We start from the raw sequence: 24,586 nt of genomic DNA, 5'->3' as shown, positions 1-24,586 counted from the left end.
AGCCACTTCGCCGGATTCAAGACATTGAGCCATATTCAAACCAATCAAAATCTGCGACATTGTCAGAGAGTGTACCGTTGCTAGTACAATACATCCCGATGCAGCAGCCGACGAAACCACCCGCTATCTCGGTACTTAAACTGCTCGCATCGACATGCCCCGCAACCAAATGAAATTGGTCCCCATCCGTACTGTAGTAGAAGCTTAATTGCTGCTCCAGTGCAGCTATTTTTAAATACAAACGCTGCCCTGTAACAACTGCCTCTGCAACGTTGGATTCCCGGCCATTTATACAGGTTACAACGCGCAGTACCTGCTGGTCGTCCCTTATCGCGCGCTCAAATCGAATATGATACTTATCATTTTGAATCACGACCATGCCTGCCGACTCATGGCTGTTCCGCGGCGTAAATTCCATCGCCGTCGCGGCCACATAACTGAAATGCTGCTGCCGTAAGCAAACAAAGCTCGGATTATCCTGATCCTTCATCGTTTGCGGCTTCAGCTTCAGCCGCAAATATCCTCTTCGCTCTGTCAATGAATACAAATCAGCTTGCGGATTTCTTAAAAACATCCATTTCAGAGCCAGCTTGCCGCTGTCAAAATGATCGCAGCGCAGCTGCGGTTCGACTGGCACCGGCGTCAATCGCATAACGTCCTGCTCCGCAATTATGCCTTTGCCCTCATTCACTACCGGCCAGCCATCCTCCCAAATGACGGAAGCCAGGAACGTCTCCCGCCCCAAATTGCTGTAGCCGCCTCCATAAGGCCGCGATGCAAGCATGACTAAAAACCATTGATCGTCTGCGGATTGCACCAAATCGGCATGTCCAACATTAATAATCGGATAACGCTTGCCGAGATGACGATGCGTAATGATCGGATTTTTCGGATTCCCGACGTAGCCTTCTGTCAACTTTCTGCTTCGTGCAATTGTAACAGCGTGGTCCGGACCCGTGCCTCCCTCGGCGATCAGTAAATAATAGTAACCGTCTTTTTTGTACAAATGGGGTCCTTCAGGCCAAATCACATCCACCATGGCGCCTCTCCAAAGCACATAAGATTCTCCGATAAGCTCCATCGTCTCCGTGTTCAATTCCTGCAGCCACACCTCCCAATTGCCATCATAACGCACGCCTTCGGAGTTCGGCCGCGTCCCCAAATAATAAGCTTTCCTGTCATCATCAAAGAAAATCGTCGGATCAATGCCCGCCGCCCCTTGAATGAAATATGGATCAGACCATGGCCCGGCTGGATCTGTTGCTGTAACGACGAAATTACCACCATGTGTTACATTTGTTGTGATCATATAAAAAGTACCTTCATGATAGCGGATCGTCGGAGCAAAAATCCCCTGCGAATGCCCTGCTCCCTGCAAGTTCAGCTGCGACGGACGATCAAGCACGTTGCCGATTTGCTTCCAGTTCACTAAATCCCGACTGTGGAAAATCGGAACACCAGGAAAATAAGCAAAAGTAGAGGTAACGAGGTAATAGTCTTCCCCGACCCGGCATACCGATGGGTCTGGATAAAATCCCGGCATTATCGGATTGTTGTACATAACAGCGTTGTTATTTAACATTTTCATCCTTTCTTCACTCCTCCAAAACTATAGTTGATGAATAGTCGTTATCAATAGACATTATAATGGGATATTCTGTATATCACCACCTTAGAAACTATGGTTTGTTCGCCAGAAACTATGGTTTTGGCACCCCCTTGCAAATCATGCAAAATTCCTGACCACTTAACTACAAAAAGCTATCCGCAGGTATGACAACCGTTGGATAGCTCTCTAAATGCTTCGTTTAATTTATGTTTTTGCCGATTAACTCAAATGCTGCTCCAGCCAATCATAGGATTCGGCGCCGCTGATTTCATGTCCCCCATCGAAGAAATGATAGGCCAGCTTATCCTTCGCCCCGACGGTCCGGTAAACTTCCTCCAGCCTTTGATGGGCCTGCAAGACAGGTTCGAATGGAAATACGGTATCTTCTTTGCCAGCCTCAATAAAGAGCGAACGAGGACAAATAAGGCTGATCAAATCAGGCATTTCAACCGTTTGCAGGATGCCTGGGACATAGTTGTCAAAGCAATGCAGTCTCGTCAAAATGCTCCCTTTAAACGTATTAGTATAACCGCTAATCACCGTGGAGTGAATCCGTTCGTCAACCGCGGCCGTAAAGCCCGCTACCAGACCGCCTCCCGATATCCCCATGCAGCCGATCCGGCTCAGGTCCACATCTGGCCTTTCAGCCAAATAATCGATCGCCCGCATAGTCTCATAAACCCGGTAACCGGCGATTGTTTGCCCCTGCATGAGCAGGCGGGCGGAAATAAAATTGCACGAGCTTTCTTCAGGCGGCTTATGCTGGTCTGCTAGCAGCCGTCTGTCGCCGAAGCCGAGCAATTCGGGGACAAGGACCAGAAAACCGCGCTCAGCGAGCTGAATGGCAAAATCTTTATAACGCCCTGGCTCTCCCTGCCGCTCCTTCCCATCCGGTTCAAGCCCGACGATTTCCTTGCTCCCGTACCCATGCCCGTGGAGTGCGACTACCGGGGCGAACGGCCCTTTCTTATTGCGGGGAATAAGAACGTACATCGGCATCCGAAGCCCGGTATATGTAGTAATTTCCACCCGTTCCCGCACATAGCCTTCCAGCTCTTTGCGTTCCAGCAGGACCGGGGATAAATCCGCCCGCTGCTTCGGAAAGCCCCCGAGCTGTTCGATAAAGCGGGTCTTCAGCTGTTCCCTCCACGCTGGCCACTCCTCTGCCTGCCCCTCGAAAGAAAAAGCCGGCTTCAACTGCTCCTCAAGTGAATTAAAGTATGTATCTGGATTCCACATTTCTATTGCCTCCTGTTTATCAATGTATGTCATACAGCAAATACAGCAGCAGACATCCCCCTAATTTCGGATGTTGTCCCAGAAATGCCCCGTATAGGCGGTTAACGGAGCAGGATCGAGCTTAGCCATTCTATGGAACAGCTCCCGAATCCATAACGTCTGCGTCCCGGCGTTCATGTCCCCCTCCGCCAGCCCTTGCCCGATCCGCACTGCCTTAGGCATGTTAGAGTAATCTTCACCCGCCTTCACCTGGGCAACGTTCGGAGCGGGCGGCGAATGATCAATTTCGCGGGAGAAGCCGCCATCCGGTTTCAAAAAGTGACTCATGTTGGCGTAAGTAATCTCCATGATCTCTAATAATTCTTCATCCGGAATAGCCATCATTCCGTAGAAGCAGCCCAGCAAATCGACCGGATTGCGTACCCAGCACATATCCACTGCTTTTTCGCTCCGCAAACAATACAGCATCGTTTCATAGATGCGGTCCATGCGAGGCATCGGGATCCCAAACGTAAGATAGAAGCCTCTAAGCTTAAACGTACCTGAAATACGGATATACAAGCTACCTTCACCCCAAAGACCAGTTTCCGGATCTTGAATGGAATTGAAATAGCTGAGCGCCGCCTCCACGAATGGTTTCCGTTCTCCCTCGCTCATACGCCTTAAATAATGATTCGCACTTCCCATTAAATCGCAGCCCCGCCAGCTGTTTCGCAAATCCACACGCTGAAGCCAAGCCACATAGTCAGCGGGCGATTTTAAATACTCCGGCTTCGTTGTAGAAGAACAAGGCAAAGGATACCGCGGTTCCCCTCCAAGCTTCGCTAGCGATCCGCTGCAATAGGCGAGCGCCCGGGCCACCATGACCTCGTCATTCGGCATATGCTCGTCCTGATCATAAAAATATCCCGTACCCTGGTCCTGCTTGCTTTGAAAAAAACGGATCATTTTCAACCGGATATCATCGGGCATCCCTTCCAGCAAACCCGACCGCTGCAAAATGTTCAGCGCCATAGCGGTCGATTCAATATCGGGAGAGAACCCCTCCATATCAAAAGAACTTCGCGCATAATAAAAGCCTCCGGACTTGTGATCATACTGCCCGGCCAACCAATGAAAAAACCGTTCAAACAACCGATCATTTTTTTCAATTACTGCAGCGAATGATGTTGATAAGGACATAGGTACCTCCTTTTTCCGCCATACATTTAATTATATAGCAACAGCAAACTATAATTTTTAGATTTTATGCTCATTGCTGGTTCATTTTTTGCTTTTTATGCTCTTTTGCACCGTTCTATTTCGTTGCACAGTTGTTCTACTTGTGCGCTTGTACCAATGGATATGCGAAGCTTATCACTAAGGCGGGGCTGGTCATAGTACCGCACATAAATGTGCTTTTCGAGCAAACGCTCGTAAAGCTCCTTAGCATGTATCCGTTCGGGGGGAGTGCATAGAACAAAATTAGTCTGTGATGGAAAAACCGAAAAGCCCATAGCTTGGAGCTTTACCGTTAAAAACTCCCGTGTTCTTCTAATGGCGGACGTATTTTTTGCCAAATCGTTTTGAGCGGACAATGCAGCTAAGGCCAGTTGTTGACTAAGCCAGTTCACATTATATACCGTCTTTACCTTCAGCAAAGCCCCAATCATTTTTTCATCAGCAAAACAATAGCCGACCCGTGCTCCGCACAGCGAATAAGACTTGGAAAATGTCCTTACAACAATGACATTCTTGCAGCTTGAAATCAACGATACCGCGGAAGCCTGCTCATCGGCAAAATCAATGTAAGCTTCATCAATAATAACGAGTCCGGAAAAACTGCGTACCAGCCTTTCAACCTCTGCATACGCCAGACAACGTCCTGTAGGCGCATTGGGGTTAACGAGCACCACGGCGTCAGCCCCGCTATTTATCAATAAATCAATGTCGATCGAGAAGTCGTCCCTCGTTGGAATGTTAACGATCTGCGCTTGCCTTATAACAGCAGCCGTATGATAAAAAGCGAATGAAGGATCAGGAATGGCAATTTTAGAGTTGGCGCCGATACAAGCTTGAAAAATAAGCGTGATAATTTCGCTTGAACCGTTGCCGCACAATATTTGCTCCGGTTTGACCTGATATTTTTCCGCCAGTGCGTTCCGCAGTTCTTCACAAAGGGCATCGGGATAAACGCGTATATCTTCTTTGGCGATCCTGCTGAAAACTTTTCTTACTTCCTTTGAAGGCGGGTACGGATTTTCATTTAAATTCAGTCTGATCGCACCGTCCATTTCGGAAGGCTGTTTAGCAGAAACATACGTCTTCATTTGTTCAATATGATCCAAAATCATCGACATTTTCCCACTCCTCATTTTCGATAAAAGCTATAACTATGTACATCACTTTTAAGAGAGATTATGATAACAATATATGGATACGGAACCAGGTTAAATAGTCAGATCCTGTTATTTTTAGATGTCAGTTTAATGTAAAAGGAGTCAGCCCTGTGATTCAATTGATGCCTATATTGGAGGAAAATTCGAAAGAACCTCTATACATCCAGCTATATCAATATATACGCGATGAAATTGTATCTGGACGAATTCAAGAGGGCACAAGGCTGCCATCGGTTAGACAGCTGTCTGCTTCTTTAGAAATAAGCAGAACGCCTGTTGCTGATTGCTACGAACTGCTGCTTGCAGAAGGGTATATCACGAGCAAGCCCCGAAGCGGCTTTTACGTCATTCCATTTCAAGAACATTTGACCTTAACACCTAGAACAGAATTATCCTTTTTAAAAAATGCACCCCAAACCAACGTTTTGGATTTTCATTATGACAAGGTAGACCTCATTCATTTTCCTTATAAAAAATGGAACAGATTAAACAGCTCGTGCGTAACACCTGAAAATCTTCAGTTGCTTCAATATGGAGATTTACAGGGAGAACCTGGGTTAAGAAGCGAAATTGCCTCGTATTTGCATCAATTGCGCGGCGTTCGTTGTACGCCGGATCAAATTATTGTCGGTGCCGGCACCTATCATTCACTAGGTCTATTATTTCAACTGCTGAAGGATGAAGTAGCCATTGTAGGCACAGAGGAAGCGGTTAATGTAGGCGTACAGGACATTTTTAATCAATTTCCATCCATCTCTTTTTGCCCGCTTACGCTTGAGAAGGACGGCATCAGCATTGACGATTTATATGCAAGCCGTGCACAGGCGGTTTATGTCACCCCGTCGCATCAGTTTCCTTTCGGGATGACTTTGTCCAAGGAAAAACGAATGGAATTGCTTCAATGGAGCAAGAAACAGGATGGTTATATTATAGAAAACGATTATGACGGAGAATTTCGTTATAACAACCGGCCCCTTCCGTCACTACAAAGTCTCGATGAGCATGAGAAGGTCATTTACCTAGGGACTTTTTCGAGAGTTCTGACGCCTCATTTCAGAATCAGCTACCTGGTCCTGCCGCACCATTTGATGCAGCATTTTAGGCAAAAAAAGCATAGCTATAACCAGCTCTCATCTCCTATCCTGCAAATGACACTGCAGTTGTTCATGGAATCACAAGATTTTGCAAGCCACATTCGCAAAATGCGTTCTGTATATCAAAGGAAGTATGAGATTTTATTACATTGTATCCACTCAACCTTTGGACAAGGCGCTGAGATTATCGGACAAGGCTCAGGCCTCCATCTATTGTTAAAAGTGAGGAATGAAATGAGCGAAAGCCAACTAATTTCAGCCGCTCGCCGAGAAGGGGTTAATGTTTATCCGACCTCGGTTTATTGGCTAAATGCAAAGGATGCGATGACTTCTACCGTCTTGGTCGGGTTTGGCGGCTTGTCGGAGGAAGATATTCAGGCAGGATTCGCAAAATTGGGAAAAGCTTGGGGTATACAAGCACGATAAAGAGGCTGTTCCATTTTTGGAACAGCCTCTTTTACACCAACCAGCATACGATTTGGGTACCAGCACGCCGCTGTCCATAAGCGTCACCGGATTGTCGTTCTCGCCGAAAAATTAAATGAGAGCGTTGTCCGGCTCCGTAACGATCAATGTGGCGTTTTCATGATCATCGCCTATCGCATATTCGACCTTCAAAAACTCCAACCAAAACTCATGGTACAGCTTCATCAACACTAGCTTCTCTATCCGCGAGACATAGTAGCGGCTTTGCCAAGATCATTGGTTGCTTAGGCGAGAATTCTTTTTGGGCAATGTAATAGTAAAACAGGTTCCTTCCCCGATCTTACTTGAAACATGAATGCTTCCACCGTGTAATTCGACGATTTGTTTGACGATGGTCAATCCAAGTCCTGTACCTTCCTTGCTTCTGGAGGAATCTTCCCGGTAGAAACGTTCGAACAAATGGTTAAGCTCACTTTCCTGTATCCCTATCCCGGTGTCCTTGAACTGAATGGTAACAGAGTGATCGGAGTCCTTCATCTCAATTTGAATGGAACCATGAGGTTTATTGTACTTCAGGGCATTGGTTAATAAGTTATCCCATACCGTCTCCAATAGGCTCTTATCTCCGTAGAAATAGACAGGTGTCGTTTTATAATAAAGCTCGATGCCCATTTCCTCGATGCGCCATAAATATTTTTGCGACATGCTTTTGAGCTGTTGGTCTAACGAGAAGAATGAACGTTCCAATATATAGTTCGACTGATCTAATGAGGTAAGAAGCAATAGCTGTTTCGTCAAAATCGACAGGCGTTTCGCTTCCGCCTCAATAATAGATGTGAACGTTACTCTCTCTTCCTCGGTTGTGGACTGGGATTTCAATAGATCCGCGTAGCCTTGAATATTAAGAAGCGGCGATTGAAAATCATGCGACACATTGCTAATGAATTCTTTCCTGGACTGATCATTCACCTGCAGTTGCTTCGTCATTTGATTGAAGCTCTCGGCAAGCTGTCCGATCTCATCTTTTCGATTAACCGTTAGCAAATGATCGTACTTCTCCAGCGAAATCTGTTTAGTGGCTTCCGTAAGCTGCGCGATAGGCCGAATAATCTGTTTGGCAGTAACAAGCATGGCTAGAAGACTAATCAATGCCATGGATATAATTATTATCGCGAAAATAATGTGAAGTTCATCAACAAGAATATCAATATGCGGCCGTAAAAATAATCCATAATGTTCACCTTGATAGCGAAATGGCACGCCCACTGTATTTTGCAGTTCATTGGCAAACCTTCCGCTCATGAAGGTCTGATTCGGAAAGCTTTCCATTCCGTTATAAATCTTCCCGCTAAATACAGATGATTTCACAGCTTCCGGCAACGTTTTGACTTTAAACTCACTCCCAATAAACCTAGAATACCCCGAATCGCTAGTCACATATAACTGATACCCCACCTGACCAAGCGTTTTTAAATAATGATCCAAATCTACATTTGGGGTAGATTCAATGTACTGTGTAATTTGCTGCGCTATCTGGATATTTTCCCTATCGCTTAATTCTTTAGTGGCCAAGAGATAGTACGTATTTGTCAAAAAGAAAGAGACAACTGTACTAAATAACATAATGAGCACAGTGATCAGGGTAAATTGCCGATACAGGGTCTTCACGAATGCTGAACCTCTAATCGATAGCCAACGCCGCGGGTCGTACTAATTTCAACGTTTGCACCCAATTGCGTTAAACGCTCGCGAAGTCGCTTGATATGGGTATTTAAGGTATAATCATCCCCCTCATAATCATGTCCCCATATTTTCTCCATGATCATGCTCCGTTCCATGATGTGATTCGGACGGCTAGCCAGCAAGGCTAACAGCTCAAATTCTTTCAACGGCATCACAAGAGTACGCTCACCTGTCGATACTTCATAGGTTTGACGACTAATGGTCACATTACCTACCTGAATAACCGACTGATACTCTTTTTCAAATCTCCTTAGGATAACAGCGATGCGGAACAGCAGCTCCTTCGGCTCGAACGGCTTCACCACATAATCTTCCGATCCCGCCAGGAATCCTTTTGTCTTGTCCTCCAATTCGCCTTTCGCGGTTAGAAGTAGAACTGGAATGCCGTAGTCTTTGCTTAAGATTTTCGTTAATTCAATTCCGTCCATTCCGGGCATCATCACGTCAACCACCGCTAGGTCAGGCACTTCATTCTCCAGCATATCCAAGGCTTCTGATGCGTTGCTCGCGTTTAACACTCGGTATCCTTCACGTGTGAGATGAATACTAACAAGCTGTAAAATGTTTTTATCGTCATCAACCACAATGATCTTCATCCGGAGTTCCTCCTTAGCCAAAAAATGCAGAGACCGTAAAAATAGTCTCTGCATTTTTCAAATTACTTACCCTTATCCTTCTCAAAGAATAAGATAACAGCTGGCAATAGTATTCCGCGGACTAAGAATGTATCCATCAGAATACCGATCGCAACAATGAATCCAAAAACAAACAAATCAGCAATAGGCATCGTCATTAGCGCTGCGAACGTGGCTGCTAGTATTATACCGGCCGAAGAGATGACACCACCCGTGTTGCGAATGGCAATCTCTAACGCTTCCTTCACCTTGCGGGATTTACGTTCCTCTAAGAATCGGGAGACCAGAATAATGTTATAATCAATGCCTAGCGCTACCAGGAAAATAAAGGAATACACAGGGACACGCGTACTTATCGCATCATAACCAAAGAAGGCATCAACAAGGAAGAGACCAAGTCCTAATGCAGATACGAATGAAACCAGAATCGTAGCCATCATGTAAGTAGACATTCGGATCGATTTGGTCAAAACGAACAGCAAGCCAAGAATGAGTACCGTCTCAAGGACAACAATCAGCCATATATCGCGGTTATTTACCTCACGCTCATCCACCAGCTTCGGTGTGATACCGCCATAATGAATCTCTCCAGTTCCCCCTGCATCGACCAGCATCTCCTCACTGCGATTGCGGAGATCTTTGAGCATATCTATGGCTTCTACCGAATAAGGATTAAGGTCAAGCGTCATGCTGTATTTTAGTGCTGTCTTATCCTCCGATACACTGGTTAACCTAACCGACGCAACATTGTCTTCGTCAAGCAATCTCGTACGAAGCGCCTCGATTTGTTCTTCCGACAGAGCCTGATCACTTTCAACCAAGATCGAAGTAGGTGCTAGCTCCCCCTTATTAAACCTGGTTTCCACAATCTCATATCCTTCGCGAGAAGGTAAATCTTTCGGAAAGGATTTGACCATATCGAACTCATAATTCAAGTTAAACACATTAAGTGCAGTAACGACCATCATAATCGCAACTAGTCCACCCGATAATCCTGGCTTATTCACAACAAATTTAGCTACTGCACCCCAGAAACCATGTTTGATTTCTCCGGTTTTGCCGAACTTAGGCACTCTAGGCCAAAATGCTTTACGCCCAAACAGTGTAAACAAGGCAGGTACCAGCGTGATCGATGCTATCATAATGATAAGCATGGTGGTACCGAAAATAGGTGCGAAATTCTGGTAATCCCGGAAGCTTGCGAAGAATAGAACAAGCATTGCCGCAAATATTGTACCGCCAGCAAGGAATACCGGCATGCCTGTAGCACGCATGGCATGCTTCATGGCATCGTACTTGCTTTCGTAATGATTCAGCTCCTCCCGGAAGCGCGAGAAGACGAACAAGGAGTAATCAATAACTGCCGCGAACAGAAGGATACTCATAATCGAGGTTGTCGAGTTATTAATTTCCAACCCGCCTGCGCCCATCAAGGCAATGATCTGATTTGTAACTTGGTAGACAATCGCTGTCGCCAATAAGGGAATGAGGGCCAACAATGGGGATCGGTAAATCACGATTAGAAGCAATAAAATAATCCCGATTGTCGCCAGCAGCAACACGATGTCCGCCCGTTCAAATAGCTTTAACGTATCCCCAGCAATACCTGCAGGACCCGTTATTCGAAATGTGGTGTCTGTAAATCCTTGCGCGGCTTCGTTTCCGATCTTTGCGACAGCATCGATCGTTTCGCCAATCTGACGGCTGTCGGCAGCCGGGTCTAGGGTCATAGGAATAATCATCGTAGATTTATCCTCAGACATGAATGCAGCGGTCGCTTGAGGCGGCAATTTGGCAATATCTACGATTTGGTCAACGCCTGCCACATCTGCCGATATAATCGCATTCATAATTTCGGTTACTGCCGTAAGATTTACTTCGCCATCTTCATTATGAAACACGAGAATGCCAGGTGTCCCTTGATCATTCGGAAAGTACTGCTCCAGCTTTTCATTCGCAATGATGGATGGCGCATTGTTTGGCAATGATTGGAAATTCGTCACCTTATAGTTGCTTAATTGGGGTCCGGCACTTAAACCAATCATGAGAACAAGCCAAACCACAAGTGTAATCCACATACCTCTTTTTGTCGTAACCCCATCTGTAATTGATGTCAAAAGTGACTTCATTTTTTCCTCCTTGGTTTTCTATTATCGATACATAAGTCTCGTTTCTACGGCTTTCATCATATTCTACTAATCTAAACTCAAAATAAACTTTTAGAGGATTGCTAAATAATGCAGGATACATGTAAAAAGGCACCCGATTGGGCGCCTTTGCATTGCTTGAGGTTATGAACGATACTATGGGTTTTCCGTGCAGCTCATTCAGCACCTGCTCCAACACCTGCGATTCCTTAACCGCAAGCATTGAATTTTTGCCACAGCCTCGACCATCATCTTTTGTGCTACCAAAGCAGGGAATTAGTAATTTATTCCACACTTTTTAACGATTCAATCATATTGATTCGGGACACCTTTCGCCTAAGCAGCAAGTTAGAGAGCGTGGTAAGCAGGAAGGCAAGAATGACGGATATGAGCATAACGAACATATTGATTTGATCTGGGATTTGCTGATGGGTACTCGACAACGCCTTTATAATAATGGAATACATGTAGCCGCTAATTGGCAGTGCTATAATGACGGCAAAGGTGGTGAGTATCATGTTCTCAAAGAAGATCAGCCGATTTATTTTGCTTTTTTGATAACCCAACACCTTAAGCGTAGCCAGCTCGCGATTCCTTTCATAAATATTGATGGAGGATATCGTGTAGATGGCACCAAACGAAAGAATGACGGCACTAATGATAAACATGATGAAGATAAAACTGTTTTGCTTCAGAATATATTGTGCGGATTCTTTCAAATCATCCTTGTCCGCGATGGTATCTACCTGATTTTCTTGTTCGAAGAACTGGCGGACGTTAGTAAGGTCTGCTGCACTGCTGGCTTTCACTAGAAGCGAGGTTGGGTTGTAGTCGATGCCAAAGCTATGGAGATACGCTGCCGTGCAATAGAATGCCGGATTCGAATACTGATTGGATATTTGCGCAACCTTCATTTCGGCCGCTTTATTCGCAAACGACGGATCGGTGAATTGGATTCGGATCGTATCCCCTACCGCAATCTTATAGTGATCCGCATACGATTTGGGCACCAGCACGCCGCTGTCCATAAGTGTCATCGGCTTGTCGTTCTCATCGAAAAATTGAATGAGCGTGTTGTCCTTCTCCGTAACGATCAACGTGGCGTTCTCATGGTCATCACCTCTCACGAATTCCACGGGAAAGGCCGATAGATGATAGCTGCTTTCAATCCCGGCGGGCAACTGCTGCTGTACCTTCTGAAGCTCTGCTTCCCTCGCATATTCGACCTTCAGATCATAGGTATTTACCTCTTCGATCTGGTCAGCCACCCTTTGCAAGGACGTTTGAGTCCCGAAAGCCGTAATCAATAACACCGTGCTCACCACAACGCCAACGGAGCTCGCTAGCGCCTTGTGCTTATTAAGAAAGATGTTTCTCAAAATAAGCTTATAGCTATAGGAAATGCTTCCCCAGATTCCCGGAAACCGTTCAATGAGCAGACTCTTCATCTTCTTCGGCGGTTTAGGCCTCATGGCCTGCGCTGCGCGTTCTCGCAAAATGCCTGCGCCGCTCAGGTAACAAGCCAGCATGCCGAATGCGCTCGAGAACAGGATAGGCGGAATGACCGAGAAGGAGGATAGGGTGAAGGTAATGCCCGGCAGCGAGTAGGATCTGGCATTCGACGCCTCAATCATGGGAACGAATAGGATCGCCGAAACGACGCCGCCAAGAATGGAGCCTATGATGCCGACAAGCACCGGAAATCCCATGTAATGGAGCATGATGCTGCTGTTCTTCACTCCTAACGCCTTCATAATACCTACTTGATTCCTTTGCGAATCGATGATCCGAGCCATCGTAAGGAAGAGAATGATCGCTTCGATCATAAAAAGAACCAACGGAATAACCTTGCTCATCAATTTATTGTTATGGACCGTTTGCTGAAGCTGCGAATAACTGAACGTCCGCTCTTTGCTGATTTGGCTTACATAGGAAAGATTCTTGGATTGTGTTTCAATGTTTTGGCTTAACTGGTTTACATCGTACCCTTCTTCCGCATCGACCAACAATTCATTATAGAAAAGGCTGCCGGCGATTCGAGGAACTCCCGCTTCAGCCACATATGCGAATCCAGACGTCTTATGGTTCTGGATTTCGTTCTTCTTCGCATATTCCACATTCTCGCCCAAACCGCTAATGGTGAATGCCACATTCTGATCATTGACGTTTAACCGTATTTGATCCCCGACTTTGTACTGATGTTCCGTAGCGTAATGGGAATCCAGCAAGATTTGATCCTGGCGGGATGGAATGCTGCCCTCGATGATCGCAGGCGTATTAATGCTATTGTTGGCAGGGATCGAATGGATCTTTAAGGCCGCTTTCGCATTGTCAAAAGATTGCGTCGCATCAAAGGTGTATCGTCCTTCAATTTTGTTTATCCCTTCGATGCTGCCTAACTCCGCCGTATCCTGCTTGGAAATTCGGTCGTAGTAGACGTTCAAATCGCTTAAATTATGCGCTTGAAAGTAGTCCTTCGAATAAGCGCTAAGATTATCGCTTAACGTAACTAGCCCCGTGTAGAAAAATGCGCCTACAGCAATAACCAGCACAAAGGCAAGAAATTGGCCGATTGATTGCTTAATATCCCTCAACAACTTTTTGAATAATTTCATCACCACTCAATCCCTTCAACGCTTTGTTTGTGCTCATTGACCGTTACGCTTTCGATTTTTCCGCTTTTCACGCGAATGATTTTATCCGCCATCGGGGCAATCGCCGAGTTATGCGTGACCAGAACAACGCACTTTTTCGTTTCTCGGTTCAAATCCTGAAGAAGCTTCAATACGGACTTGCCGGTCACATAATCCAACGCACCGGTTGGTTCATCGCAGAGCAGCAGCGAAGGGTTCTTGGCAACGGCTCGAGCTATGGCGACCCGCTGCTGTTCTCCTCCGGAGAGCTGGGACGGAAAGTTCTTCATACGGTTCTTTAACCCGACTTTATTTAATATTTCTTGTGCATCCAGATGGTTTTTACATACTTCAGCGGCGAATTCAACGTTTTCTAAAGCGTTCAAATTGGGGATTAAGTTATAAAATTGAAAGACAAAGCCTACCTTCTCGGCGCGATATCCCGTAAGCCTCTTCTCGTTGAAGCTAGTTATATCCTCACAGCCGACAGTCACATTACCCGAGGATGCCGTATCCATGCCGCCAAGTATGTTCAGAATCGTGCTTTTGCCAGCGCCGCTTGCGCCCAGAATAACAACGAATTCGCCCTCGTTAATGGAAAAGTCAATCCCGTTCAGCGCTTTGATCGGCACTTCGCCTATTTTGTATTCTTTCGATACGTTTTTGAATTCGATTAATGTTTTCATAAATCATATCTCCCCGTAATATATTTTGATGCTTCCAAAACCCTTGGCCTTGTATATTTCAATGTATGCTGGTATACTACTCATGTAGCATACTATAATACAAAAATGTTATTGTCAATAACTGGATCACGTGTGAAACGCTTCTCTTTTCCTCAGGCGATTCGCTATTGACATCTGTTTGCGCGTAAGTTATGGTTTGCTGCTAGATAGGTAACAAACTACGATGCTGAGTGGTGAGGCAATGAACGTAACTTTTGACGATAAACAGCCAATTTTTCAACAAGTAGCTCATATCATTGAGGACGATATCCTGAACGGAACTTACCGGGAGGACGAACAGATTCTTTCTGTAGCTCAGTTTTCTCAGCTGTTTCAAATCAATCCGGCTACCGTAGTGAAGGGGATCGGCTTGCTCGTAAATGAAGGTATTTTGTATAAAAAAAGAGGGCTTGGCATGTATGTCTCGACGGATGCCAAACAAAAGATTCAAAATCAGCGAAGAGACCGTTTCTACAAGGAGCTGCTGTCCAATCTGCTTTGCGAAGCCGACAAACTCGAGCTGACGACCGAAGATATCATTAACATGATCAAACAATTACGGAAGGAATGAATCTATTGTGAGCATCGTATTGAGCTGCGATAAGTTAAACAAAAAATACGGCCCTACCTACGCATTGCGGGATCTGGATATGCAGCTGGAGGACAACGTGATTTACGGCTTGCTCGGGCGAAACGGTGCCGGCAAAACGACCTTGCTTAACATCATCGCAGGCGGAATCTTGGCGGACGATGGCTCCATTGAGATCAGAGGGAAGAAGCTTGGAAAAGGAGAACTTCCTGAGGATTTCTGTTTCGTTCGGGAGAATAACAAGCACTTCGGAGGAGCACGAGTGATCGAGGCTTTGCAGCTTGCTGCAAATTTTCATTCCCATTGGGACTGGACGTTTGCTCATAAGCTGCTTCAGACGTTCGGGCTCGATCCAAACCAAAAAATCAAACAGCTCTCAAGAGGCACGGAATCGCTCGTAGGAATTATCATCGGTCTGGCCAGCCGGGCAGCGTTGACTTTATTCGATGAACCCGTGCTTGGGCTTGATGTCTTAATGCGAGAGAAGTTTTATAAAGAGCTGTTAGAAGATTACGCTAATCACCCCCGAACGATTTTGCTTTCTACGCATTTGATTGACGAAATCGTCCCAGTCGCAGAGCGGGTTTATATTATGGATCAGGGTTCCCTCCTGCTTCATGAAGAAATTCATCAGTTACGCATGGCAGCTTATTTGATTCGTGGAAATTCGGACGCCGTGGCTTCATTTACGGAAGGGAAGCGAGTATTACATACGGAGTCTTACGGCCACGGAAAGCTTGCTGCCATTTACGAAATGTTGAACGATAGGGACAGGCAGCAGGCCCGCCAACTAGACATTACAATTGAACATTTGACGCTTCAAAAGTTTTTCTCGTATTTGATCGAAGGGGGTCACTAAATTGAGTGCATTGGCCGTTCATTTAAAGGCGACCTATTTGCAATTGAAGATTTACATATGGATGGTCATTATTTTCATTCTCCTTGGCAGGTTGGCGGAATTCATTGTTGGTCTCTTTATAGACATCAAGCAAAGCAAAGTACTTGCGGATGGCAACCTGCTGCTTCTCATTTTGCTCCTTATCGCAATTATGCTTCCGCTTAGTTATTACCAACGCATCATACATTTAGGCGCAAGCCGAAAACAATATTTTTTGGGGCTTCATTTCGTCTATGCCGTGTGGGCAGCAGCCGTCGCTTTATTCAATTGCTTATGGCCTATGGTTGAAGTAAATGTGCTCCATAAGAACACTGTTAATCTTGTCGAAGCGTTTCGTTGGAGCGAATTTGGCTTGGCAGGTTCTTTTCTCTACCAAACTTTTTTTTATTTGATGGTTATGGCGCTCCTAAGCATGCTGGTCTCCGGTTACCACCACTTTACCGGTTGGCTGGTGTGGGCGGTGTTCATTGTAGCAATCCCGACTGGAACGGCCATTCCTTCGCTACGTGCTCATGTTGCTTCTTTTTTCGAAGCATTGTTATTCAACGGCTCGCTGCTCGCAGGCGTCGGATTTAATCTTGTGCTTTTCCTCCTATTCGTAGCCGGCGGTTGGTTTTTTACCAGGAGAAGATCACACTAAATATACGCGAAGGGTCCCTCTAAAATAGATTTAGAGAGACCCGCCTAACCGGTTTTCTGTTACAACTTTTCCCCTAACAAGATTTAACGCCTATCGATTACCGCAGTACGTTCATCTTTACCCTGCTAACGCTGAACCCTGTATGAGCGGAGCTTGCTGCCAGCTAATCGATCGTTGTGTCATGGCGTATAAGCCGTATCGGACCAATCAAGCCTGAAGGCAAGGATTTGTTGTCATAACGGTTCGCCAGACTGTTCGCAACAGTCACGCGCAGTACATTCTCACCCTGCAACAGCTCATCTCCGATCTCAAACACGTAAGGCGCCCACATTCTAACGCCAACCTCCCGCCCATTCACCGACAAGCGAACGATCTCATGAGCTTCGCCAAGATCAAGCTCCAGCCGCTCTGCCTTAACCAGGCTGCCGAGCTCGAATCGTTTCTCATAGGTGACCGTTCCCGAATAATGCTCCATTCCCGGCCATTCCGTCCACGAAGCAAGCGGCGATACTTTTCCCTTCCACGGTCCTTCCACCACGTGCCACCCCGCGGATAGGTCCTTAATCGCCTTAACTGTGCCAGCTTGCTTGCTGAGTTCCGTCCTGTCATGAACCTCCTGATTCAATTGACTCGGGTCAACGGCAACAATCAGGCATTCCCGGCGGGCAAGACTGAGCGCGATAAGCTGTCCTTCTTCGGTACTCACAGCGTCCGCCGCCGAAGACTCCCCCGTCCATGGACGCCAAAGCTCCGCGTAACCTCTTTGCCCAATCCGAAGCAATCCATCATATCTATCCTCGCCTTCATTCACAATCACATAGAAGATCATGCCGTCTTTCGTTATACGGCTTAATCGAAGCGTTGCTGCCGCGGGTTCAAGCACGGCGTCTCGGCCGATCGCGCGTGCCAATTCATCCGGGATGTCCTCCGCTCGGCCATACCGAAGCTGGCCAATGTTCACTGAATTCCAGCCAGATTCCGTTAGCTCCACAACCAAACCGCCTTGCTGCACAAACGCCTCCAGCATGGCCCAAGTGGATTCCGCCAATCGCCGGCCATCCTCGATCACGACGACCCTATACTGATACCCGGCGATCTCGAGCGTTCCATCCTTGCATGCGCATGAAGGCAGCAGTTCTTCTTCCAGGTAATTAAATTCGATTTGCTGCTCATACAGCGGCTTGACGACCGTCCATGGCAAGTAAGCGGCTCCCGCAAGTACGGCGACTTGCGCTCCGTTCATACTATCGGTCATAAGCCAGCTCATCCGCTTGATGTACCGCGAGAACTGGGCGTATTCCGGCCACCATATATTGTTCGGCCCGACATCCGGCGGCCGCTCGTCCCTGCGCTCCCCGCGGATCGAGTAATAGAAGGCATGAGGGCTAATCAGGTTAACGCCTCGGACGAACAGCCAGTCCAGGTACCACTTCATATCGCCCGCGCTGAGCGACCAGCCGCCCTCGACTCCGCACACCCCGAAGCATTCGTTCAAATTCCTGCGTCTTCCGCGATGGCGCGCGGCATCGGAGGAACATTTCCCCATGGTGCTGTGCACACCCGACAACGATTTATCGTCCTCCGGCGCTATATATCTCCAGACCACATCCTGCCCGGGGATATGGAAATGCTCGAGCAGCCCGATATCGTCGCTCGCTGCCGGGTGTCCCGTCAGCCCGATGCCGTGGGCTTCGCACCAATCGGCTAACGGTTTATAATAGGTTCTTCCAAGTCGATGGCGAACCGCAGCCTCATATGTATCTCGAATCCGTGTAGTCGCCTCGCCGGCATCCAGCCACAGCGCGGGCAAATCCCGTTCCCGTCCTCCATTCCGCAGGTACTCCTCCATGAAGTCCCGCGTCCATGGCTTTAAGCCTTCCCGATGTCCCCGGCCAAGCAAGTCCGGCTCGTCGGTAAACATCGCGATAATTGTCGTGCCGAAATAGGGGCTGAGCCGCTTATAGTACGCTTCATGCGTCAGCGAAATAAAGGCTTGCATGGCGTCCGGGTTCAGCAAATCCGCAGCCAATGGCGCGTCGGTCTCACCGTCATCCTGCCCGGGATGTACCCCGCGGATCGTTCCTTCTGTATACGTGTCCACGAATAGCAGAATGGACCAGGCCCCGGCATCCGGCGGAGTGAATTCGACGGTGTCTTGCCCCCGTTCGAGGACGACCACGCTGTCCGGCGCGAACGCTTTTGTCGACTGCTTGCGGACCGCTTGCGCCGACACAAGCGCTTCACCAGGCAGCAGTCTCACTGGAATCCGCAAGGGCACGCCAGGCTCACACGGATATTCCCGGACCTCCAATCCGCGGCTTGCGTAGTCCGCATTCTGCCTCACGACCAAACCGCAAGCGGAGCCGGAAGGATACATGCCTTCGTCGTAGAGGATGACCTTCATCCCTAAAGCCTCTGCCTCCGCCACTGCCGCTTCGACGAGATCCATGTAGGCCTCGGACAAATAAGGCATCTCGGCCGGCAAGCCCATCCGAGGGTGAATGACAACGCCATCCACTTCTTTCGAATGGAAGTCGCGCATTTGCCGGATCAGCTCTTCCTGCGTTAATTCGTCATTCCAAAACCAGAACGGTATGGGACTAAACTCCGATGGGGGATTGGCAAACTGCTGTTTCATATCATCCAGGCTGCCGACTATGCGCTCCCTGCCTTTAATTGCTACAAAATCGTTCATGTCTTAACCCCTCCCTTTTCCATAAAGCCAAAATCTGTTCTTATTCAAACAGCCCTACTAGAAAAACGTTATTCAATCTGCTCTTACTGCCATGCTAGGAAGGAAGCAATTTTAATGCAATAATACTTTTTTGATAGAGGTTCACAAGGGAATAAGACTTATTTAACGATGTAGCACTTTTTTTAATTTTTTCGATTCATTTCCCTGAACTCGCTAGGCGTAATGCCTTCTTCCTTCTTGAAAATACGGTTGAAATAACTATGCTGGTTATACCCGACGCCTTCGGCAACATCTTTAATTTTGGCGTCCGTCTCGATCAACAATTCTTTCGCCTTCGACAACCGAATATGCGTTAAATAATCGATGAAGTTCCATCCGGAAACATCCCTGAAAATTTTGCTTAAAAACGATGGATTCAAGTTTACATCGCTCGCGCAAGCTTCCAGTGATATATCCTCCGTATAATTCGCTTCCAACGTATGCATCACTTTTTGAACGACCATTTGCAATCTCTGATCCTGCTTCAGGGAAAGCTCTTCAATAATCGGGATAATGACCTTTCTTTCAAACCAATGGCTGATTTCCTCAGGCTCCTTCAATTTGTAGAGCTTTTCGTACAGATGCGCGCTCCCGTTAATGAAATCCTCGATCATCCCTGATTGAAGCACGATATGGAAAATAGCACCGAGCAGCTTAAAAGCTCTTTGCCTGATTACTGCTTCGCTGACGGTACGAGTCCGGTCATTGGAAATCGCAAAAAAATCATGAACTAAGCGAATGGCTTCCTCTTGCTGCCTTTGGCGCATCGCATGGATAATTTCTTTTTCCAGCTCAAACGGATATTCCCCCTGATCCTGGCTGCTCAGCAGGCTGTCCATTTTTTTCATCTCAATGATTTGATTATCTTCCTGCAGGTTCCGGAAACTCAAAGAAATTTTTATTTCTTCGAATATGCTGTGAACGGATTTTAACGACTCAGCCATCCTGCTTATGCCAACCGAAACGTTCATCTTGCAAATGGTGTTGATATAACTAATGAGCTCCTCGCAAAAATTCAGCACGTTCTTCTCGATCTCGTGTACATGTTTATCCCCGTTAAATGAAAATAAAATGCCAAACGACAAATCGTGGAAATTGAGTACGTCGGTCTCCGGTTCAGAGAATAAAAGCAGTTCTTCGGCGATATTGACGGCCAGAAACGTGACTAGTCCCTTATCTTCTTCCGCAAACCGCTCCTTCAACTTATTGAATCCAAGCATTTGAACAAATACGATAACGTACTTTTTTTCAGAACCGCCCGAGCCAAATTGTTGCATTCGAGCTTGCAGCTCCTCTTCCTGATAAGCATAAAGGTATCCTTGCATTAATTGTAAAATGAACCCTTCGCGCAGATGCGGCATTTGCCGGTTTAAGCGGTTCTGGAGATTTTCGCTCTCAGCCGACAGTTCATTCATATGCGATTCGATCATATTAAACTCATTGGCAGGGTGAAGGTGGGTGCCGCCAATTTGGCGAGTAAGCTTTTCTATAGGCGCATATAGCTTCTTCGAGACGAGCAAAGTAAGAGTAATCGCCGACATAAAAATAAACAAATTTAAATATATGAAAATTTTGAAAATTAGGACGACAGGTGCCGTAATATTCGTCATCGGTGCAATCGAAACGTAGCACCACTGTTCGCCCAGTCTGGAGAACGAATCGTACGTAATCGTATATTTGATGTTGTCGTAATGGAACACGAACGGCTCGGCATCATCCCCCCGACTTTGAATTTCAGCCATAATTTCCATTTGCAGCTTTGATGGCTCGGTCTGTTCCGGCTTGCCGAATAGCCAACGATTGTCATTTTGCTGCATAAATACCGATCCGTCCTCATAGGGGGACTGCAGCATATTGTGAAGCTTCTCCCGCTCCAAAAAAACGATTAAAGAACCGAACGGTTCAAATAAGTTCCCATCCAAATTATGAACCATCGCCAGAGGGGCATAACGATCTTTGTAAACGCTCTCAATACTAGTCAGCGAATGGTCCCAGAACATCTTCTGCTTGCTGGTTAATAGACGGGTATACTCATCCAGCACCTGAGCATCCTCCAGAAATTTGTATCCATTTTCAGTATAAACGATCGGACTCGGCTGATTCAGAAACAGTTCTACCCGGCCAATCAGCGGGTTGTAGCCCCCCATCAGGTTAAGTGTATTATACAGGTTCTTAATTTGGACATAATCGCTAACAACATCCAGGTCGCTGTATCCTTGCATATTGGAATTCGTGGACCAATTCGCCATCAGCAGCTCTAGGTCCGAAAACTCGTCTTTAATGGTTTGGATCATGTAAGTCATATGGTTTTGGTGAACCGTCTGCAGCTCCCTCTCCATTTGGGATTTACTCAGGAAAAACAACAAAAAGCTAAAAATAATGCCCGGAAAACTCGCAAGCAATAAAAAAATGACTAAGTTTTTTTGATAGTTGCCCCTAATGCGCAACCATCTTGGCATTTTTTTGCGCCATTCTTTTTCCAAATAGACCACTCCATGTTCATTAACAGCATTATTTTCAGTGTACTCTAATTCTCAAATGATAGCACTGATAAGATGCCAAGAACACCCTCTAAATTTAGAGAGTGCTTGGGCTTGTTCATTACAAAGCTAGATTTTTATACGCTGCCTTCATTTCTTCCATCACTTGTTGCATTTTAGCATCGTTTTTCAAGGTCTCGATATATTCATCCCAAGCTGTGATCGGTCTGTGGCCAAGGATAATCTTAATCTTCAAATCCGTCATATCTTTTCTGATCTCTGGCAAGTAAGTACGGCCTATTTCGGAAACGAGTCCCGTATCGATGGAAGCGACACTTGTTTTTGCACGCTCGTCCTGGATCTGCATATACAATTCTTGCGCTTCTTTAGGGAAATTCAATTTCGATGTACTTGCATACGGATCAGCCACATATACGATTTGATTATATTCGCCTACGCCGTCTTTTTGCTGCTGGTCCGCGTCATAGACCTTTTCGCCGTTCTCGATTTTATAATGAGTTCCCTCGAGTCCTTTATGCAATTCAAAGACGTCGTCTTCCATCCAACGATCGATCATGCCTAATATCTGTTTCATTTTTTCTTCAGGGACGGTTTTAGGAATAGCGTTCCCTCCGCTGAAACCAGGGCCTTTCGGGTTATAACCGTTAATATTCGTTACCGGGTACAGGTTGGTAAACGGAAAGTCGGGATGATTCTCCGACAAAACCGTATAATATTCTTGGAATGCTCCCGATTTCTCCACCCTCATCCCTGCTTTGCTAGCTGAGAAGATTTCTTTGCTTTGACTTAACTGCAAGGAAGCAAAGTCCTGCGCAATGAGGCCTTCTTCATAAGCCTTTGTAATAAAAGCAATCGATTCCCGCATTTCCGGAAGAAAAGCGGAAAATACAAGCTCGCCGTCTCTTACGCCCCATTCGCCGTTGATGCCGGTAAAGATGGATTCAAAGTGTACAAAGTCGCCCATGCCGTCTTCCAATACAATCCCGACAAAACCAATCGTATCTTTTTTCCCGTTCTGATCCGGGTCATTTTCAGAAAAAGGCCTTCATGACGGCATACAGTTCTTCAGCTGTCGTCGGCATCTCTAGTCCAACATTGTCCAGCCAATCCTTCCGCAGAACGAAGAATGTCTCACCCTCGGACGGACGCGGACGCGGAATCACGTAATTTCCGCCATTGATTTTCGTTAAGTCCCATGCGGTTTGCGTAATTTTGCCTTTCAGGTTCGGATATTCGTCAATGTATGGAGACACATCCCAGAATGCTCCCTGTTCCGCCGCACGAGCAAAAACTGCATTCTGTATAGGATTTACTGCGGGGATCAAGATGAGATCCGGAAAGTCTCCTGAAGCCAGCACAACGTTTAATTTATCCTGATAATTCTGCGCGGCGTTCCATTCAATATTTAATTTTGCGTTGGTGGCTTTTTCAATCTCTAATTCGACTGGATTATCTTTGCTTGGCGGAGTTGCGCCGAAGAAATGGCTCATGACTCTTACTTCGACCGGTTGCGATTCTTTATTTCCGGAGTCATCGCCCGTGGACGATGCCCCGGCCGATTTCCCTGCATTTGAACCTCCATTGCCGCCGCAGCCTCCAACGATGACGGATAAAGCCAGCGCCGCGATTAACCATACTTTTTTCATTTTGTAATCCTCCCCTTGAATGTTTTAAGTGAATGAATACTATGTTTCTTGCGGTTATCTCTAGGCTCATACCTTATCCTTTGACCGATCCGATCATCACCCCCTTAGCAAAGTGCTTTTGAACAAGCGGGTAGACGCACACGATCGGCGCAATGGCGATTACGACGGCCGCCATTTTTAATTGCGTGCTTGGAGGCGGCTTAATAAGCGGATCTGCATCGCCTAAGCTGCTGGCGGATGAATCGATTAACATGTTCTGCAGCAGCACTTGAATGGGCCACTTGCCCGCATCGTTCAGATAAAGCAGCGCGTTAAAAAATTGGTTCCAGTTCGAGACGGCGAAAAACAAACCAAACGCAGCGATCGACGGCAGAGACAAAGGCAGCACAATTTTGACCCATGCGGAAATGTCATTGCACCCGTCAATGGCTGCCGCTTCGACCAATGCGTCCGGAATGCTCTCGTAAAACCCTTTCATCAGAATGACATACCAGCCGCTGGTCAGCGATACTAGAATGACGGCCCATAAGCTATTGATCAAGCCGAGTTCTTTCACGAGAAGATAGTTCGGGATAATACCCGGACTAAACAAAATCGTAAACAGAACGAACATCAAGATCGTTTTTCTGCCCTTGAATTTATTTCGCGACAAGGAATACGCAAACGACGAGGAAATAAGCAAGCTGCATATCGTTCCAACTACGGCCAAAAACGAGCTGACCCCAATCGCCCGCATAAAAGGCGGCGCGGACAATAAATAGCGGTAGGAAACGAGCGACCAGGTTTCTGGCCACAACACGATTGTTTTTCGCACGAATTCTGCTGGCGCAGTAAAGGAGACAATCACAACATAATAGATGGGAAACAAGGCAGCTATAGCAGTCAGCCCCAGAATGACCACATTCGCTACATTAAATATTTTTTCTCCGACACTAATCTTCAAGACGCT

18 protein-coding genes are annotated in these 24,586 nt (G+C 46.5%); 4 read left to right on the top strand and 14 right to left on the bottom strand.

All coding sequences use genetic code 11. The features are described 5' to 3' along the window. Window positions 1-16 precede the first annotated feature (16 nt). From G358_RS0109150 to hisC, 4 genes are all read right to left on the bottom strand, one after another. Complete coding sequence (locus tag G358_RS0109150; protein ID WP_019636913.1) at window positions 17-1,588, bottom strand: glycoside hydrolase family 43 protein; 1,572 nt, start codon at window positions 1,586-1,588, stop codon at window positions 17-19. A 240-nt stretch (window positions 1,589-1,828) separates the two neighbouring features. Further along, window positions 1,829-2,848: a dienelactone hydrolase family protein gene (locus G358_RS0109145; RefSeq protein WP_019636912.1), complete on the bottom strand. Its 1,020-nt coding sequence runs from the start codon at window positions 2,846-2,848 to the stop codon at window positions 1,829-1,831. Window positions 2,849-2,908: 60 nt separating this feature from the next. Continuing rightward, on the bottom strand, window positions 2,909-4,030 hold the full coding sequence (locus G358_RS0109140; protein ID WP_019636911.1) for a prenyltransferase/squalene oxidase repeat-containing protein: 1,122 nt from the start codon (window positions 4,028-4,030) through the stop codon (window positions 2,909-2,911). A gap of 95 nt (window positions 4,031-4,125) precedes the next feature. Continuing rightward, window positions 4,126-5,187, bottom strand: coding sequence for a histidinol-phosphate transaminase (gene hisC, locus G358_RS0109135; RefSeq protein WP_019636910.1), 1,062 nt, complete (start codon window positions 5,185-5,187; stop codon window positions 4,126-4,128). A 149-nt stretch (window positions 5,188-5,336) separates the two neighbouring features. Here hisC and pdxR point away from each other — a divergent pair, with 149 nt between their 5' ends. Then, complete coding sequence (gene pdxR, locus G358_RS0109130) at window positions 5,337-6,746, top strand: MocR-like pyridoxine biosynthesis transcription factor PdxR (protein ID WP_019636909.1); 1,410 nt, start codon at window positions 5,337-5,339, stop codon at window positions 6,744-6,746. A 273-nt stretch (window positions 6,747-7,019) separates the two neighbouring features. On the opposite strand, the gene G358_RS0109120 is transcribed toward pdxR, so the two are convergent. From G358_RS0109120 to G358_RS0109100, 5 genes are all read right to left on the bottom strand, one after another. Beyond that, window positions 7,020-8,414 (bottom strand): sensor histidine kinase, encoded by a 1,395-nt coding sequence (locus tag G358_RS0109120; protein WP_019636907.1) that lies wholly within the window; start codon window positions 8,412-8,414, stop codon window positions 7,020-7,022. After that, on the bottom strand, window positions 8,411-9,085 hold the full coding sequence (locus tag G358_RS0109115) for a response regulator transcription factor (protein WP_019636906.1): 675 nt from the start codon (window positions 9,083-9,085) through the stop codon (window positions 8,411-8,413). Before G358_RS0109115 ends, G358_RS0109120 begins: the two co-directional genes overlap by 4 nt. A 62-nt stretch (window positions 9,086-9,147) precedes the next feature. Beyond that, window positions 9,148-11,253 (bottom strand): MMPL family transporter, encoded by a 2,106-nt coding sequence (locus tag G358_RS0109110; protein ID WP_019636905.1) that lies wholly within the window; start codon window positions 11,251-11,253, stop codon window positions 9,148-9,150. Between the two features lie 302 nt (window positions 11,254-11,555). Continuing rightward, window positions 11,556-13,886 carry an ABC transporter permease gene (locus tag G358_RS0109105; RefSeq protein WP_019636904.1) on the bottom strand — a complete coding sequence of 777 codons (2,331 nt, stop codon included), beginning with the start codon at window positions 13,884-13,886 and terminating at the stop codon, window positions 11,556-11,558. Next, window positions 13,886-14,590, bottom strand: coding sequence for an ABC transporter ATP-binding protein (locus tag G358_RS0109100; RefSeq protein ID WP_019636903.1), 705 nt, complete (start codon window positions 14,588-14,590; stop codon window positions 13,886-13,888). The genes G358_RS0109105 and G358_RS0109100 overlap by 1 nt, the downstream gene beginning before the upstream one ends. Before the next feature lie 241 nt (window positions 14,591-14,831). Here G358_RS0109100 and G358_RS0109095 point away from each other — a divergent pair, with 241 nt between their 5' ends. The 3 genes from G358_RS0109095 to G358_RS0109085 are packed head-to-tail and all read left to right on the top strand — an operon-like array spanning window position 14,832 to window position 16,756. Beyond that, the gene (locus G358_RS0109095) at window positions 14,832-15,200 is read left to right on the top strand and encodes a GntR family transcriptional regulator (protein WP_240479991.1); all 369 of its coding nucleotides are present in this window, start codon (window positions 14,832-14,834) and stop codon (window positions 15,198-15,200) included. Window positions 15,201-15,207: 7 nt separating this feature from the next. After that, window positions 15,208-16,077, top strand: coding sequence for an ATP-binding cassette domain-containing protein (locus G358_RS0109090; RefSeq protein WP_019636901.1), 870 nt, complete (start codon window positions 15,208-15,210; stop codon window positions 16,075-16,077). A 1-nt stretch (window position 16,078) separates the two neighbouring features. After that, complete coding sequence (locus tag G358_RS0109085) at window positions 16,079-16,756, top strand: hypothetical protein (RefSeq protein WP_019636900.1); 678 nt, start codon at window positions 16,079-16,081, stop codon at window positions 16,754-16,756. A 163-nt stretch (window positions 16,757-16,919) separates the two neighbouring features. Here the strand turns inward: G358_RS0109085 and G358_RS0109080 are convergent, their stop codons facing one another. The 5 genes from G358_RS0109080 to G358_RS0109065 all read right to left on the bottom strand — a co-directional run bounded on the left by G358_RS0109080 (window position 16,920) and on the right by G358_RS0109065 (window position 24,580). After that, window positions 16,920-19,451: a glycosylhydrolase-like jelly roll fold domain-containing protein gene (locus G358_RS0109080; protein WP_019636899.1), complete on the bottom strand. Its 2,532-nt coding sequence runs from the start codon at window positions 19,449-19,451 to the stop codon at window positions 16,920-16,922. 182 nt (window positions 19,452-19,633) lie between these two features. Next, window positions 19,634-21,973 carry a helix-turn-helix transcriptional regulator gene (locus G358_RS0109075; protein ID WP_019636898.1) on the bottom strand — a complete coding sequence of 780 codons (2,340 nt, stop codon included), beginning with the start codon at window positions 21,971-21,973 and terminating at the stop codon, window positions 19,634-19,636. A 118-nt stretch (window positions 21,974-22,091) separates the two neighbouring features. Next, a complete protein-coding gene (locus tag G358_RS33900; protein WP_240479990.1) occupies window positions 22,092-22,955 on the bottom strand; it encodes a type 2 periplasmic-binding domain-containing protein in 864 nt (287 codons plus the stop codon). Between the two features lie 67 nt (window positions 22,956-23,022). After that, window positions 23,023-23,637, bottom strand: coding sequence for an extracellular solute-binding protein (locus G358_RS33895; RefSeq protein WP_240479989.1), 615 nt, complete (start codon window positions 23,635-23,637; stop codon window positions 23,023-23,025). Window positions 23,638-23,710: 73 nt separating this feature from the next. Then, on the bottom strand, window positions 23,711-24,580 hold the full coding sequence (locus tag G358_RS0109065; protein ID WP_019636897.1) for a carbohydrate ABC transporter permease: 870 nt from the start codon (window positions 24,578-24,580) through the stop codon (window positions 23,711-23,713). Between the last annotated feature and the right edge of the window lie 6 nt (window positions 24,581-24,586).

Origin of the sequence: Paenibacillus fonticola DSM 21315 (assembly GCF_000381905.1) — a bacterium.
Classification (GTDB): domain Bacteria; phylum Bacillota; class Bacilli; order Paenibacillales; family Paenibacillaceae; genus Fontibacillus; species Fontibacillus fonticola.
Note: the sequence above shows the minus strand (reverse complement) of the source record. Positions and strands in the feature narration are given on the sequence as shown.

Excerpts from the sequence above, each read along its gene's own strand:
- G358_RS0109150 (WP_019636913.1), bottom strand. The coding sequence starts at position 1,588 with ATGAAAATGTTAAATAACAACGCTGTTATGTACAACAATCCGATAATG.
- G358_RS0109145 (WP_019636912.1), bottom strand. The coding sequence starts at position 2,848 with ATGTGGAATCCAGATACATACTTTAATTCACTTGAGGAGCAGTTGAAG.
- G358_RS0109140 (WP_019636911.1), bottom strand. The coding sequence starts at position 4,030 with ATGTCCTTATCAACATCATTCGCTGCAGTAATTGAAAAAAATGATCGG.
- hisC (WP_019636910.1), bottom strand. The coding sequence starts at position 5,187 with ATGTCGATGATTTTGGATCATATTGAACAAATGAAGACGTATGTTTCT.
- G358_RS0109115 (WP_019636906.1), bottom strand. The coding sequence starts at position 9,085 with ATGAAGATCATTGTGGTTGATGACGATAAAAACATTTTACAGCTTGTT.
- G358_RS0109110 (WP_019636905.1), bottom strand. The coding sequence starts at position 11,253 with ATGAAGTCACTTTTGACATCAATTACAGATGGGGTTACGACAAAAAGA.
- G358_RS0109105 (WP_019636904.1), bottom strand. The coding sequence starts at position 13,886 with ATGAAATTATTCAAAAAGTTGTTGAGGGATATTAAGCAATCAATCGGC.
- G358_RS0109100 (WP_019636903.1), bottom strand. The coding sequence starts at position 14,590 with ATGAAAACATTAATCGAATTCAAAAACGTATCGAAAGAATACAAAATA.
- G358_RS0109095 (WP_240479991.1), top strand. The coding sequence starts at position 14,832 with ATGAACGTAACTTTTGACGATAAACAGCCAATTTTTCAACAAGTAGCT.
- G358_RS0109080 (WP_019636899.1), bottom strand. The coding sequence starts at position 19,451 with ATGAACGATTTTGTAGCAATTAAAGGCAGGGAGCGCATAGTCGGCAGC.
- G358_RS33900 (WP_240479990.1), bottom strand. The coding sequence starts at position 22,955 with ATGGGCGACTTTGTACACTTTGAATCCATCTTTACCGGCATCAACGGC.
- G358_RS33895 (WP_240479989.1), bottom strand. The coding sequence starts at position 23,637 with ATGAAAAAAGTATGGTTAATCGCGGCGCTGGCTTTATCCGTCATCGTT.